Annotated in this window: 12 protein-coding genes; 5 read left to right on the forward strand and 7 right to left on the reverse strand. The window is 62.4% G+C overall.

Annotation, left to right across the window (positions count from 1 at the left end; all coding sequences use genetic code 11):
* Nucleotides 1-77: 77 nt before the first annotated feature.
* Entirely contained in the window at nucleotides 78-419 is a 342-nt protein-coding gene (locus tag HALDL1_04750; GenBank protein ID AHG02979.1) for a thioredoxin, read from the forward strand.
* A gap of 21 nt (nucleotides 420-440) precedes the next feature.
* Here HALDL1_04750 and HALDL1_04755 read toward each other — a convergent pair whose 3' ends face one another.
* Nucleotides 441-1,166, reverse strand: coding sequence for a DNA-directed RNA polymerase epsilon subunit (locus HALDL1_04755; protein ID AHG02980.1), 726 nt, complete (start codon nucleotides 1,164-1,166; stop codon nucleotides 441-443).
* Nucleotides 1,167-1,462: 296 nt separating this feature from the next.
* A complete protein-coding gene (locus HALDL1_04760; protein AHG02981.1) occupies nucleotides 1,463-2,092 on the reverse strand; it encodes a DSBA oxidoreductase in 630 nt (209 codons plus the stop codon).
* 256 nt (nucleotides 2,093-2,348) lie between these two features.
* Between HALDL1_04760 and HALDL1_04765 the strand changes: the two genes are divergently transcribed.
* From HALDL1_04765 to HALDL1_04780, 4 genes are all read left to right on the forward strand, one after another.
* Nucleotides 2,349-3,113 (forward strand): IclR family transcriptional regulator, encoded by a 765-nt coding sequence (locus tag HALDL1_04765; GenBank protein AHG02982.1) that lies wholly within the window; start codon nucleotides 2,349-2,351, stop codon nucleotides 3,111-3,113.
* A gap of 958 nt (nucleotides 3,114-4,071) precedes the next feature.
* Nucleotides 4,072-4,869, forward strand: a complete 798-nt coding sequence (locus HALDL1_04770; protein ID AHG02983.1) for an IclR family transcriptional regulator — start codon at nucleotides 4,072-4,074, stop codon at nucleotides 4,867-4,869.
* A 705-nt stretch (nucleotides 4,870-5,574) separates the two neighbouring features.
* On the forward strand, nucleotides 5,575-6,738 hold the full coding sequence (locus tag HALDL1_04775; GenBank protein ID AHG02984.1) for a glycerol-3-phosphate ABC transporter ATPase: 1,164 nt from the start codon (nucleotides 5,575-5,577) through the stop codon (nucleotides 6,736-6,738).
* Between the two features lie 295 nt (nucleotides 6,739-7,033).
* Complete coding sequence (locus tag HALDL1_04780; protein AHG05169.1) at nucleotides 7,034-7,252, forward strand: hypothetical protein; 219 nt, start codon at nucleotides 7,034-7,036, stop codon at nucleotides 7,250-7,252.
* A gap of 312 nt (nucleotides 7,253-7,564) precedes the next feature.
* Here HALDL1_04780 and HALDL1_04785 read toward each other — a convergent pair whose 3' ends face one another.
* The 5 genes from HALDL1_04785 to HALDL1_04805 form a co-directional block, all read right to left on the reverse strand.
* Entirely contained in the window at nucleotides 7,565-8,410 is an 846-nt protein-coding gene (locus HALDL1_04785) for an ABC transporter permease (protein AHG02985.1), read from the reverse strand.
* Nucleotides 8,407-9,330, reverse strand: coding sequence for an ABC transporter permease (locus HALDL1_04790; protein ID AHG02986.1), 924 nt, complete (start codon nucleotides 9,328-9,330; stop codon nucleotides 8,407-8,409). The genes HALDL1_04785 and HALDL1_04790 overlap by 4 nt, the downstream gene beginning before the upstream one ends.
* Nucleotides 9,331-9,368: 38 nt before the next feature.
* Entirely contained in the window at nucleotides 9,369-10,808 is a 1,440-nt protein-coding gene (locus tag HALDL1_04795) for a hypothetical protein (protein AHG05170.1), read from the reverse strand.
* Nucleotides 10,809-11,009: 201 nt separating this feature from the next.
* Nucleotides 11,010-11,279, reverse strand: a complete 270-nt coding sequence (locus HALDL1_04800; GenBank protein ID AHG02987.1) for a hypothetical protein — start codon at nucleotides 11,277-11,279, stop codon at nucleotides 11,010-11,012.
* Nucleotides 11,272-12,873, reverse strand: a complete 1,602-nt coding sequence (locus HALDL1_04805; GenBank protein ID AHG05171.1) for a hypothetical protein — start codon at nucleotides 12,871-12,873, stop codon at nucleotides 11,272-11,274. Before HALDL1_04805 ends, HALDL1_04800 begins: the two co-directional genes overlap by 8 nt.
* Nucleotides 12,874-12,912 lie beyond the last annotated feature (39 nt).

The raw sequence follows: 12,912 nt of genomic DNA on the forward strand, positions 1-12,912 counted from the left end.
TCCGGCGTCGGGTTGACACTCCGGCGTCGGGTCCGCTGGTAGTAGTGCTTATCCGAGTGCACCACGTACAATTCTGTATGAGTTCGTCCACAGAGACGCGAACACCGATCCGCGCCGCAGACGGCGCGGAACTCCGCGCGGTACTCGAAGCCCACGACCGCGTGCTCGTCGAGTTCTACACGAAGGGCTGTGCGATGTGCCAGGCCATCGAGCCGGTGCTCGGCAACGTGGCCCGGCAGACTGGAATCACGGTCGTGATGGCCAACCCCGGCGACGACGTCGAACTCGTCGACGAGTGGTCGATCCGGAGCGCGCCGACGCTCGTCCTCGTCGAGGACGGCGAGGAGGTCGCCCGACTCGCGGAGGGGTTCCAGGGCGGTGACGACATCGAGGCGTTCCTCGACGAACACGCGAACTGACCGACCTGCTGTCTGTTCTCTTCAGCCCGCGTCGGCCTCTGCCCCGGGCACGTCGCGGTCGGTGAACGCGGGGAGGTGTGGGTCGCGCTCGGGGTTGCGGCCGAACGCCGGCAGGCCGCCCGCGAGCTGGTCGGTGAGGACGCGGCGGAGCCGGTTCAGACTCGTCTTGTCGAGGTCGTAGCGGTCGGCGAGACGCTGGAACGCCGGCTCCTCGGTCACGTCGTGGCGCTTGTACTGCTCGAAGAGGTCCTCGAGGCGCTCGGAGGAGACGCTGCCCGCGTCGAGGTCGTCGAGCCCGAAGTAGCGCCGCCGGTCGACGTCCACGACGTGGCGGATGACCACGAGCGCCACCTTCTCGATGGCGCGCTGGCTCCCGAACTCCGTGAGGTCGATCTCGCCCATGACGCCGAGGGCGACGTCGCGCTGCCACGGCGTCACGTCCACCGCGTTGCACAGCGCCTGCGTCGTCCGCAGGCGGTCGAGGTAGTGCGCCCGCCGGCTGTGGCCCTCGGTGGCCGTGTGGCGCTCGTCGTGGAGGCGACGGACGCTCTCCGAGAGGTCGGCCTCCGGTGACTCGGCGCGCCCGATGACCGTCGCGCTGGGTGAGACGACGCCCCACTTCCGGACGGTCGTGTCGCGCTGTGCCTCCGCACGGGACAGCGCACCCGCTCCGGGCCGGTGTTCGACGCGTCGGTCGCCGCCGCTGGCCGACTCCCACCGGACTGACGTCCCGGAGCCTGCTCGCATGTCGTCATCGTCCGGGCTGCCTACTGTTAAACTCTCGGTCGACGCCGTCGTTCGTCGATCAGAGCAGCCGCTCGTCGGTCGGAGCAGTGCCCGTAGAAGTCCTTCGTATCTACTCCTTGTCGCCAGAAGCACTTAAAGGAGGGTCGGGGCGGCCGACACTCCCGGCGGTAGTGGAACGGAAACTCCTCGACGACCGGCGACGGAGCAGTCGCTGGGACGTCGTGACACCCCGAGAAGCCTTCGTATCTACACCTTGTCGCCAGAGGCACTTAAAGAACGAACGGGGATGGAGTTCCCTACTCCGTGCCTTCGACCAGCCGCCGGAGCTGTGCCGGCGGGACGGCGCCGCGGGCGGCGTAGCCGTCGTAGGCGAACGTCGGCACGCCAGTGACGCCGGCCTCCCTCGCCTCGGCGAACTGCGCCTCGAGGCGCTCGCGCCACTCCTCGTCGGCGACGGCGGAACGGATCTCCTCGGGGCCGAGGCCGACGTCCGCGGCGACGTCTGCGAGCACGTCCACGTCGCCGATGTCGCGGGCGTCCTCCCAGAGCGCCTCGAGGAGCGCGACGTCGAAGTCGAGCCACTGGTCGGGGTGCTCCTCTTTCACGTAGAACGACGCCACCTGCGCGTCCAGGGAGTCGACGTCCCGCGAGAGGTCGACGCTCATCTCGTCGGCGCCGTACTGCTCTTTGAGACGCTGGACGTTCTGTCTGGCCTGCTCGAAGTACGCCTCGTCCTTCCCGTCGTCGGCGTCGTGGTCGATCTCGCCGTCCGGCCCACGCTTGCCCGCGCGCAGGTCGAAGGGACGCCAGTCGACGTCGAGGCGGTCCTCGCGGCTCTCCTGGTACTCCGCGAGGGACTGCCGCCCGAGGTAGCAGAACGGACAGACGTAGTCCGAGTAGACGGTGATCGCGTCGGTGTCGCTCATGGACGCCCGTTGTCGCTGCGACGCGAAAAGCGACAGGCTAGCGGGGAATACCTCCGACGGTAGCCGACGTCGGCGAACACGTATGCGTCGCAATGCCATCCGGCGAATACGTCGGTGGTAGCTGGAAAGGTGGCATGTTGGTGTTCGAGGGCTGGTATCGTCGCCCGTCACAAGGAGTGTCTACAAGGTCACCGTCTCGCCGAACACGATCCGGTAATACCCAAAACTTTTCTCTAATCGTATTCCTGTTCATTGCATGCGCGAACAGGACACTTTTCGGGTGAAGTCAACAGCGACGACTGTCCAAGTCATCGACGGATTGATCGCTCTAGACCACCCCGGAGTTGCCGACATCGCGGCCCACCTCGACATCCCGAAGAGTACTGCGCACGACCACCTCAGCACGCTCATCAGTTTGGGGCTTGTCGTCAAGGAGCCAGGCGGATACCGACTGGGTGCCCGCTTCCTCGAGTACGGCAGCTACGCACGCGACCAGATGGCGGTGTACCGTGCCGCCCGACCGGTGGTCGACCGACTCGCCGATGACACCGGCGAACGCGCAAACCTGCTGATCGAGGAAAATGGGCTCGGTGTCTACCTCTACAGTGCGGAGGGCGGATATCCGACTGAGATCGATACCCGCCCCGGGGAGCGAGTACCCCTCCAGACTACCGCGTCCGGAAAGGCAATCATGGCATTCCTTCCCCGGACCCATACCGCTGAGATAATCGACGAGCATGGTCTTCCGGGAGCTACTGAAAAGTCGATCACGAACCGAGATGTACTGTTTACGGAACTTGAGCAGGTCCTGAACCGAGGATTCGCCATCGACGACGAGGAACACATTGAGGGAATTCGGTGTGTCGCCGCACCGGTACTCGACTGTGACGACACGGCTGTCGGCGCTGTCAGCGTCTCTCTACCAGTCACCAGAGCGCCCGACGAGCCCGTCACGGACGAGATAGTGCGTCGCGTCCTCGGTGCCGCAGAAGGTATTGGGGAAACTATCGCGCGTTCGTAGCGTCATTGTTTCCACAGTGGTGACCCACTCTCTGGGTTCGAGATAGTTTTCCGGCTATCCCGGATACCGGCATCTCGCCTGTGGGGTTGTAGTTGTCACCCTGTCAGACCGTTGTGAGTGCGACCACCGGCTCGTGTGGCGGAAAACATATAGCTGGAAAACATATTTCGTTTTATTAGTGGCGGCCTCTGTACGATTCGGGGGCTGAAGTTACCTGCCAGTTGTGGTCGACGAAGAACCGCTCTATGTACTCCTCCTACACTTGAATCCTGGAGTACTCTCCTCATCTCATAGTCAGAACGGGGTGTTCCCGAACGCTACTCACTGATCAGACACTAGACAGCCGATAGTTGCGATCGCGCTATACTGCCGTCTCAGTTTAGTGAGGGTTCCTCATCTTTGGTTCGCCGCTCTCGTGGTTGTGGTAGTGATTGGTACTACTTCGACGACCCTGGTGTAGCACTGATTTAAATCCGGTATTAGCGGATTTCGTAGTGGGGCCTGATTGGGTGAATGCGATGGTAAAGTCCCGGCAAACACCGAGGTCGACCATCTCCCGTGAACAACGTCCTCGGCCACGACTATCGATAGTTCCTACACCACCTGTCACTGGTGTCTGAACCAGTGAACTGAGCAGTCCACGATTTCAGCGACGGTCCGTAGCTCAACTTCTGACACGTACCGTGGTCGACGAGGGAGCGAAGATATGGCCCGAAACTGATATATCGGCAGGGGGAATAACAAACGCACTTCTGTTATTTCCGGAATGTCGGTGTCGAATTCACCAGCTGAACGGTTCCACTGTTCGTTCAGCCGAGTGACCAAGAGGTGACGAGACGTTGATTCTCTGGTCATGACGCGAGGCTGCTGGGAACTGGTCCCGGACGACCTTCATCCCGGGGGTGGGCCGTTGAATTCAACAGCAACAACTTTCAACACCTTCTCCGTATGCTATACCATGCCAAACGCGGGCGAGAACAGCTCGACACGAACGGTCGACGCGGTCGGACGGACGATCGATATCTTCGAAGCCCTCCACGAACTCGAGGGGGGTACGGTGACGGAACTGGCCGACCATCTCGGCTACTCGAAGAGCTCCGTACACGCGTATCTAACCAGTCTCGAGGAGCGTGAATTCGTCACCAAAGAGGGCTACTTCTACCGGCCTAGCTACCGCTTCATCACGATAGCCGAACGCCTCCGTCGATCGCACTACGACATCTACAAATTCGGTCGGGAGGCGGCCAAGCGGCTCGCGGAGGAGACCGGCGAGTTCGTTCAGATAATGGTCGAGGAGTACGAGATGGGCATCCACATCTTCACGGCCTCGGGGAAGAAGGGCGTGTACGCAGACAAGTACCCGGTCGGACGACCGTGTCCGCTTCACTGCAACGCTGCAGGGAAGGCGATCCTCGCCACCCTCCCGGAGCGGAAACTGCAGCGCATCGTGTTCCAGAACAATCTGCCTTCGATCACCGAGAACACCATCACTGACCCCGACGAACTGCTGCGGGAACTGGAGGCGATCCAGGAGACCGACGTCGCGTTCAGCACGGAAGAAGCTGTCATCGGGATGCGTGGTATAGCGTCACCTGTCGTTGGTCCGTCGGGGGAGACTCTCGGATCGGTCAACATCTCCGGGCCGGTGAGCCAGTTCGACACGGAACGGTTCCGTGAGACCCTCCCAGAGAAGGTCGTCGAGTGCTCTAACTTCATCGAGGTTGAGATAATGAACGAACGCGGATACGATGATTAAACGGGACCGACAGCAGTCCTCTACTACCGTGTGGACGGCCCTGCTTCCATCCTCTCGCCGATAGAGTGTACTCCCGTAGAGTACCGTCTATGCTGTACTCGTTCGAGTCGTTCTGGCCCACCTCGCAGGTGGACGCTGTTCTATTGCCGTGGTGCACACGAACTCGACTATCTGTCACTCTGTGGAATCGCTGCGAACTCGCCGGACCGACTCATCACCTCGGGATTACAGCACTTTGTCTGTAAGACCCCTGGGGTGAGGTCCAGGCTCACAAGACCCACAACCCGTTCTCTTCTCACGAACAGGGCTTCCTGGGTCGAGACCCCTCTATCGACGCCTCAGAGCCGCTCGCGAGTTATACGGGGGAATAATGGAGATTCGATCATTCCTCCTGTCCCCTGATGTTCTCCCCTTGCGAACGGTAGTCACACCTGTTGGAGTCGACGAACGCCCCCGGCCTCCCCCGTTCCAGCAGCTCCTCGAACTGACGAGGGCTCGTTTTTGTACTCCCGAGCGGTGATTTTTCGGCTCTCGCGAACGCACCTTCCTTCGACAGAGTAGGTGTCTCGTCGGCGCGGAACTCAGAGTAAGTGCAGCCTTCTCGTGGCTAGATTCCGACTCCAGGTCACCCTTCTTACTACCGCTCAAAAACGGTTGGCAATATTACAAAAATAGTTAACTGTGCTTGCTACGGTTTAACGTGTGATGACTGCTCAAAACGAGGAGATCTCAGATTCTCGTAGCGGTGACGCCACGGAAGTCGAACCCTCGACCGAGGACGTCGCCGTTCGACTCCAGAACATCCGGAAGACGTTCAACGACGGTCAGATCGTCGCGTGTGAAGACTTCAACCTGGACGTCGCGGAGGACGAACTCGTCGTCTTCCTTGGCCCATCCGGCTGTGGAAAGACGACGACATTACGGATGATCTCTGGCCTCGAACAGCCCGACTCCGGGTCGATATCCATCGAGGGTCAGAACGTCATCGGGAAGGCTCCAAAGGACCGCAACCTCGCGTTCGTCTTCCAGAACATCGCGCTTTACCCCCACATGACTGTCCGAAAGAACATGCGGTTCGGGCTGGACATGAAGAGCGACCTCTCGAAGGCGGAGAAGAACAAACGTGTCGAAGAGGCTGCCGAGTTGCTCGGCCTCGAGGGTATGCTGGACCGGAAACCGTCCGAACTGTCCGGAGGGCAGCAACAGCGCGTAAGCCTCGGCCGCGCGATGGTCATCGAACCGGCCGCGTTCCTTCTCGACGAACCGTTCTCAGCGCTAGACGCGAACCTCCGAGACCAGATGCGCGTCGAGGTCAAGAAGCTTCAGCGACGCCTCAATACCGCGATGGTGTTCGTCACTCACGACCAGGAGGAGGCGATGACGCTGGGGGACAAGATCGTTATCATGAACTCGGGCCGCATCCAGCAGGTCGGCTCCGCCCACGACATCTACAACGATCCCGCCAACCAGTTCGTCGCCCAGTTCATCGGCTCTCCCTCGACGAACGTGTTCGAGGCGACAGTCGTGGCCGACGGCGACGGGTTCGCTGTGGAGACCGATTTCTTCACCATCCCACTTCCCGACGAGCGGGTGGCCGGCGCCGACCTCACCGACGGGCAGTCGGTCTCCCTCGGTGTGCGCCCGGAGTACATCGAACTCAACAGCGGCGCCTCGAAGTTCTCCGCGGAGGTCTCTGTCGTCGAACCTCGCGGAGACACCGACGCAGTCTACCTGATGGTCGACGACGAGGAGATCCGGGCAATCACGTCGCAAGGCGAGATCGACGAGGACGCTGACTCGGTCTCCGTGGACGTGCGACCCGAGAACGTCTGGGTGTTCGACTCGGTCTCCGGGGACCGCCTGTTGTAGTGACACCCGGGACAGGGTGCTGCAACGGGACTACTGACCCGCCGTTGGACTTCTCGGTCACGAAGGACCCTCCCACAGTCACCAATCTGCGCCACGCGGGCAGCCGTCTGGGCATCGGCTCCTCGAACACGGTGGCGCCGATCGAAACGAGCGGTCCCGCTGACAGGGGCCCGTCGGTCAGCCACCCTGCAAGACAACTGGAGGAGGAGTTTGATGTGTACTCCAGCCACCGAGGACGGCCGTGTCGGTTACCTCACCGGAGAATTTTTGATGGTCGATTTCGTGGGTAACGGTGATGTCAGCCAGATTTGACCGCGCCAGACAGTACACCAAGGTATCAATCTCGGTCGTCGGTTACGGATTGCTGACCCTGTTCATGCTGCTCCTCGCCTACTTGACCTACAAGTACGGTGGCGGGTTCGCGGACTGGAAGTCGGTCGTCACCATCCTGTCGCTATCGATGATCGCCTTCATCACTGGTTGGTTCGCCGTGACCAGCTGGCGCGACCGGTAGCTCCCTCTCGACAGCGAACACTGGGCGGTCAATCGCCGACCATCTTCGCCTCACTGCACTCGCCAAGGCGGTCACGAACACGGTGAACTAGGCAGCCAGTCCGGACGACTGGCGCAGTTCGTTCTGGTGCGGAGCGGTCGACGTCAGCGAACGGAGATTCCAACTCGTCGAAGGCAGGCGCGTTTCTCGGGATGCTAGCTGGACATACAGTGTGAGCCCTCCTCGTTGCTGGCGAAGCCCCTCTAGGGATCGTCGGTGCTGTCAGAGGACTCGGATCCAGAGCAGAACGGAGCGTGCCCGGCCGTTCGAGGTCTACTCGGAGACCTCGAACGACTCGGAGAGGGACTTGCGCGCCAGGAGGTACAGTACAGTCGGCGGAGTCCCGATGATGAGCGTCTCGCCCATGATCAGTCCCCACGGGACTGACGCCGAGGTTCCGTGAATCGTCAGGTAGAGGCCAACCACGGCGGGCCGCGGGCCGGTTCCGTCGGTCAGCATGCTGCCCATGAGGAAGTCGTTCCACGCAACCAGGAACGACAGGAACGCGACGGCGATGATCGCGGGCATGGCTAGCGGCAGGATGACACGACGGAACGCGCTGAACTGCGTGCAGCCGTAGATGCGCGCCGACTCCTCCAGGTTGAGGGGGAGCTTAGCGAAGTAGTCCCTGAGCACCCAGATGGCGAACGGGGCGACGAAGATCTGGTACGCGATCCACATGCCGGGAACGGTGTTGTACAGCCCCAGAGTGAACCAGCTCTCCGCAATTGGGATGATAAGCAGGACGAAGGGGAACATGATGATCAGCAACACGAGGTAGAACATCGTGGACTTCCCCTTGAAGTCCAGCCGCCCGAAGACGTAGGCGCTGGGGATGACGATGATCAGGGAGACGAGCATCGTTCCCGAGGAGATTAGCACGCTGTTCCACAGGAGGTCGCCGACACGACCGAAGGACGTCTCCAGTGTCGTAAGCGTCAGCGACGACGGGATGAGCTGGACGGTCCAAAGCTGGTCCGACGGTCGGAAGACCACCGACAGCATGTAGAGGAACGGTAGCACGCACAGCACAGCGATGCCTATTCCGAGCCCGTAGGTGAGGAACGTGAGCGCCTGGTCGGTGAACGACCGCTGGGAGTTTCTGTTGCCGAAGTTCATAGCTGGTCACCCTCCGACTTCTCGAAGTACCTGATGAACAGGACGATGAACGCGAGCACCAGCAGCAGGAAGATGATACCCACGGCGAACGCCTCGCCGAGGTTACCGTCGCTGAACGCGGACCGGTAGAGGAGCAACGAGAGCGGGGAGGTCTGGTAGCCGGGCCCCCCACCAGTCATCTGCAGTGGCTGCGAGACCTTCGTCAGGTTCCAGACCAGGCGGAGCGTGACCACCACGAAGATGGACGTCTTCAACTGCGGGAGAGTCACGTACCAGAAGGTCTGCCACCTGCTCGCGCCGTAGACGCGAGCACTCTCGTAGTACTCGTCTGGGATGCTCACCAGCGTCGCGAACAGGATGAGGAACATGAACGGCCAGAACGTCCACGCGTTGACGAGCGTGACGACTAGCAGTGCCATGTCCCCCTGCGTGCTCCAGTAGATGGGGTCCTGCAGGATCCCCCAGTCGGTGAGGAGGGTGAAGATCGGGCCGAGGTTCGGCTTCAGCAGGAAAACCCACAACGTCCCCGTTGCGACCGGCGGCATCGTGTACGGGAGCAGGTACATCCCGCTGAACAGGCTCTTGAACTTGATCTTGTTGACGATCAGCGCCGCAGTCAGCGCCAGTCCCAGCTGGATGACCGTCGCGAAGCCGTAGATGACCGTCGCCTTCAGCGAAACGTAGAACCGCTCCGACGTCAACAGGTTAGAGTAGTTATCTAGCCCGACGAAGCTGGGCGCAGTGAACCCGAGCGGCCAGTTATGCAGACTCATCCAGATTCCCTGCAGGAACGGGACCCAGACGATGAAAATCAGGAACACCATCAGCGGTGCTAAGAAGATGTACGCCAGGCGGTCTTCGACCGAGTCGGGGACGAAGCCGAGATCTGGTAGTCGCTTCTTGAAGTCTATTGAGCTCATTGGGGTGGTGGGACTTTGGGAATCGATTGATTGCTGGATTACGTTCTCGCGGACCAGTAGTCGTCGAGCACGGAGTTACCGGCCTCGGCACCCCTCGTACAGACCTCTTCGGGGGTCAACTCGCCGTTGTACCCCTGCCCCATGAGCGAACCCATGTCAGAGGACGCGGAGAGGTACGTCGGGTGCGAGGTGTGGATCCCTCGGGACTCTTCGTCCACCATGGTGGTCAGCGTCTCGAACGCTCCCGACGCGTCGTTGTACGGAAGTTGCTCTGCGTTCTGGTCCCAGAGGTCGCGGCGAACTGGGACGAACCCGGTGTCCATGAACAGGGACGTCTGGACCTGCTCTTCGAACCACATCTCGGCGAGCTTGACGGCCAGTTCCTGTTTCCTCTCCCACTCGTCCTCGTCGGCTCCCTCTGGCGGGTTGGTGATTGCGAGGCCGTACGTGAGCATTGCGTTGTTCATACCCGACGGCTCGCTCCACAGCGAGCCGTACTTGATGTCGCCGGCCTCCATCAGTTCGGGCGCGGTGTCGTGGTAGGTCGGGTAGTTCATCGGCTCGATGGGGCTCATGCTCACCTGGCCCTGAGTCAGAAGTGGGACCGTGTCCTCGTCGGGAATCGACGGCGTCTGTGGCCCGGAAACCTCGTGTTCCCGGTACAGCGCGATGGTGTCGGCCACGACCTGCTTCCAGGTCTCCGTGTCGTAGTTCACCGAGCGGTAGTCCTCGGCGAAGTAGCCGGCTTCACCCTCGTGTCCGCCCAGTGCGTTGGTGTACGGCTCGATGAACGTGTACCAGTCGAACGGGTGACCGTGGAGCTGGAACCCGTAGTCGCCAGGGCCGTCCTCCGTGAGCGTCGTCGCGATCTCGACGAGGTGCTCGTAGCTCTCGGGCGGGAAGTCGGATTCGGGGTCGAGACCCGCCTCCCGCATGTGGTCGGCCCGGACCTGAACCGGGTCCTGTGGCACCAACCCGACGGGGAACGTGTACGTATTCCGTTCCATGCTGGGGTGCTCGCCCATCCAGGCAGTCGCCTCGTCGATGGGTCCGTCGAGAATCCAACTGAGCCCGTTGCGGACGTTGCTACTGAGTTGGTCGTGCCAGTCGGTGAACGGCTTGATGTATCCCCCCTCTTCGAATCGGCCGGCAACGATCTGGTCGCCGGTGAAGATGACCGGGTACTCGCCCTCCTCGAACCGTGTGATCCACTCCGAACCGGCCATCTGGCCGAACCCGGAGAGGTTCAGTTCGACGTTGACATCGTGTTCGTCCTCGAACCGCGAGACGAGGTTCTCCACCGTCTCCCTGGCGGACTGTGATTGGACGTTGAACGTGTCCCAGTACTTGATGGTGGTCTTGCCCGAGCCACCACCACCCAGACCGAAACAGCCCGCGAGTCCAGTTGCGGCGATTGTTCCACCAGCAGCTTTCAGGTAGTCCCGTCTCTTCGGGTGGCGCTTGCTGTCTTCCAGCATGGTATCCGAGAAGAAATCAGCGCGTATATAATTTTGGGTGATTCTTCACGTCCTGCCGTATTCGCGTCGTCTCGTGGGGAGACTGAAATGACCGAGAACGAGGATATCGGGTGTCCACCACTGTCCACGTACTCACTGCTGGCCACATGCCATCCTCTCGTTCGACTTGCCTCCGTCGTTGCCGAGTTCGCAGTGCGTCGCTCAGTCCAACTCGAGATCTGTCCCAGGACCGACGCGCGTTCCGCCCTCGACTGCCACTACCCTGAACGAAACCGACGTCTGGGAGCCACAGCCGTCGTTCACGAACTCCGTCCACGTGTCGCCGACGACCACCGGCCCCTCGTGGACGCGCTGGAGGTACCGGCTGAACGTGGGGTCGGTCACGGCGTCTCTGACGTGTTCGGTGTCAGGCTCGACGGCGACGCGTACGGCGTCCGCGTCGCTGCTGTCGGGGGCCCGGCTATCAGTCATCGTTGGGGTCCTCCGGGAGGGTTCCCAGGCAGTCCTCTGCTCGCGCCTGGAGTCCCGAGCGAGCCACCTTCTCCGTTCCCGTCAGCGGGTACTCCTCGACGAAGAAGACGTGCCGCGGGTGCGCCGCCGCCGGTCCGTGTTCGATGGCGAACTGCTTCAGCTCCGCCTCGGTCACCTCACCGTCGGGGACGACGAACGCCACCGGCACCTCGCCCTTCACACGGTGGGGGACCGGGACGACGACCGCCTCGGAGACCGCCTCGTGGCGCTCCAGCCGCTCCTCTACGGTCACCGGGTAGATGTTCTCGCCGCCGACGATGAGCATGTCGTCCAGGCGGCCGACGACGTAGTGGTAGTCGTCCTCGTCGCGCCACACCACGTCGCCAGTGTGGAGGAACCGCTTCCCGTCGCGCTCCTCGAAGCGTTCGGCGCTCACCTCCGGGAGGTCGTGGTATCGGGCCACCCCGGGGCTCGCGACGAGCAGCTCGCCAGACTCGCCGGGCGGCAGCTCATCGCCGGTCTCGGGGTCGACGACCCTGGCGTCGACCTCCGGGAGCGGGATGCCCGCACTCCCGTGTTTCTTCGGCCCCCACCGGGGGGTCATCGTTATCATGGGGCCGCCCTCGGTCAACCCGTACCCCTCGGTGAGGGGCGCACCGAACACCGACTCGAACTCGTCGTAGAGGCTGCCCGAAACGGTATCACTCCCTGTGCTGCCGACCTCGACGGAGGACACGTCGTGTGCCTCGAGCGCGTCCTCCGCCTCGACGAGGTAGTGGTAGATGGCGGGGACGCCCGTGAGGTACGTGACGTCGTGTGCGTCGATTGCCGCTATGGCTGCCGCGGCGTCGAACGACCGCATCACCACGACGGTGCCGCCGCCGAGCAGCGTGGTCTTCAGGTTCAGCATCGCGTTCTTGTGGTACAGCGGCGTCGCGGTGAGCGTGACGTCCTGTTCGTCCATGAGGTTCACCTGCGCGAATCGCCTGGCGTTCCAGTACGCACCGCCGTGCGAGAGCACGATCCCCTTCGGGACGCCGGTCGAACCGCTGGAGTACGGCTGGAGCGCCGGGTCGTCGAACGCTACCTCCACAGGGTCGAGCGTCGGTGACGCCTCGTCCACGTGCGCCTCGAAGTCGACGGTTCGGACGCCGTCGACGCCCTCGCTCCCGCCGTACGTTCCCAGCACCGTCGCGCTCTCACACTCGCTCGCAGCGTCGGCAGCGACCGCGCGGGCGTTGCCGTCCCTGCCCGCTACCACAACCCGTGACCCGCTGTCGGCGACGACGTGGCGGACGGTCTCTACGGACGATCGCACGTTGACGGGGACCGGCACGAATCCGGCCCGAATCGTCCCGAAGAACACCGCGACGAGTTCCGGCCCGTTCTCGAAGCAGAGCGCGACGCGGTCACCGCGCTCGACGCCGAGGTCGCGGACAGCGTTTCCCGCGCGGGCGATGGCGTCGGCGAGCTCGCCATAGGTGACTGTCTCCTCGGAATCAGGGAGGACGAGCGCCGTACTATCGGGTGCGACAGCTGCGCGGTCGTCGTGTAACGTTCCGAGGTTGCGGGCCCACGCTGACTCGTCGTGCATCTTGCCCCCAACTCCTCCTTCGAGTGGCAAAAAGTCCCC

Origin of the sequence: Halobacterium sp. DL1 (assembly GCA_000230955.3) — an archaeon.
Taxonomy (GTDB): domain Archaea; phylum Halobacteriota; class Halobacteria; order Halobacteriales; family Halobacteriaceae; genus Halobacterium.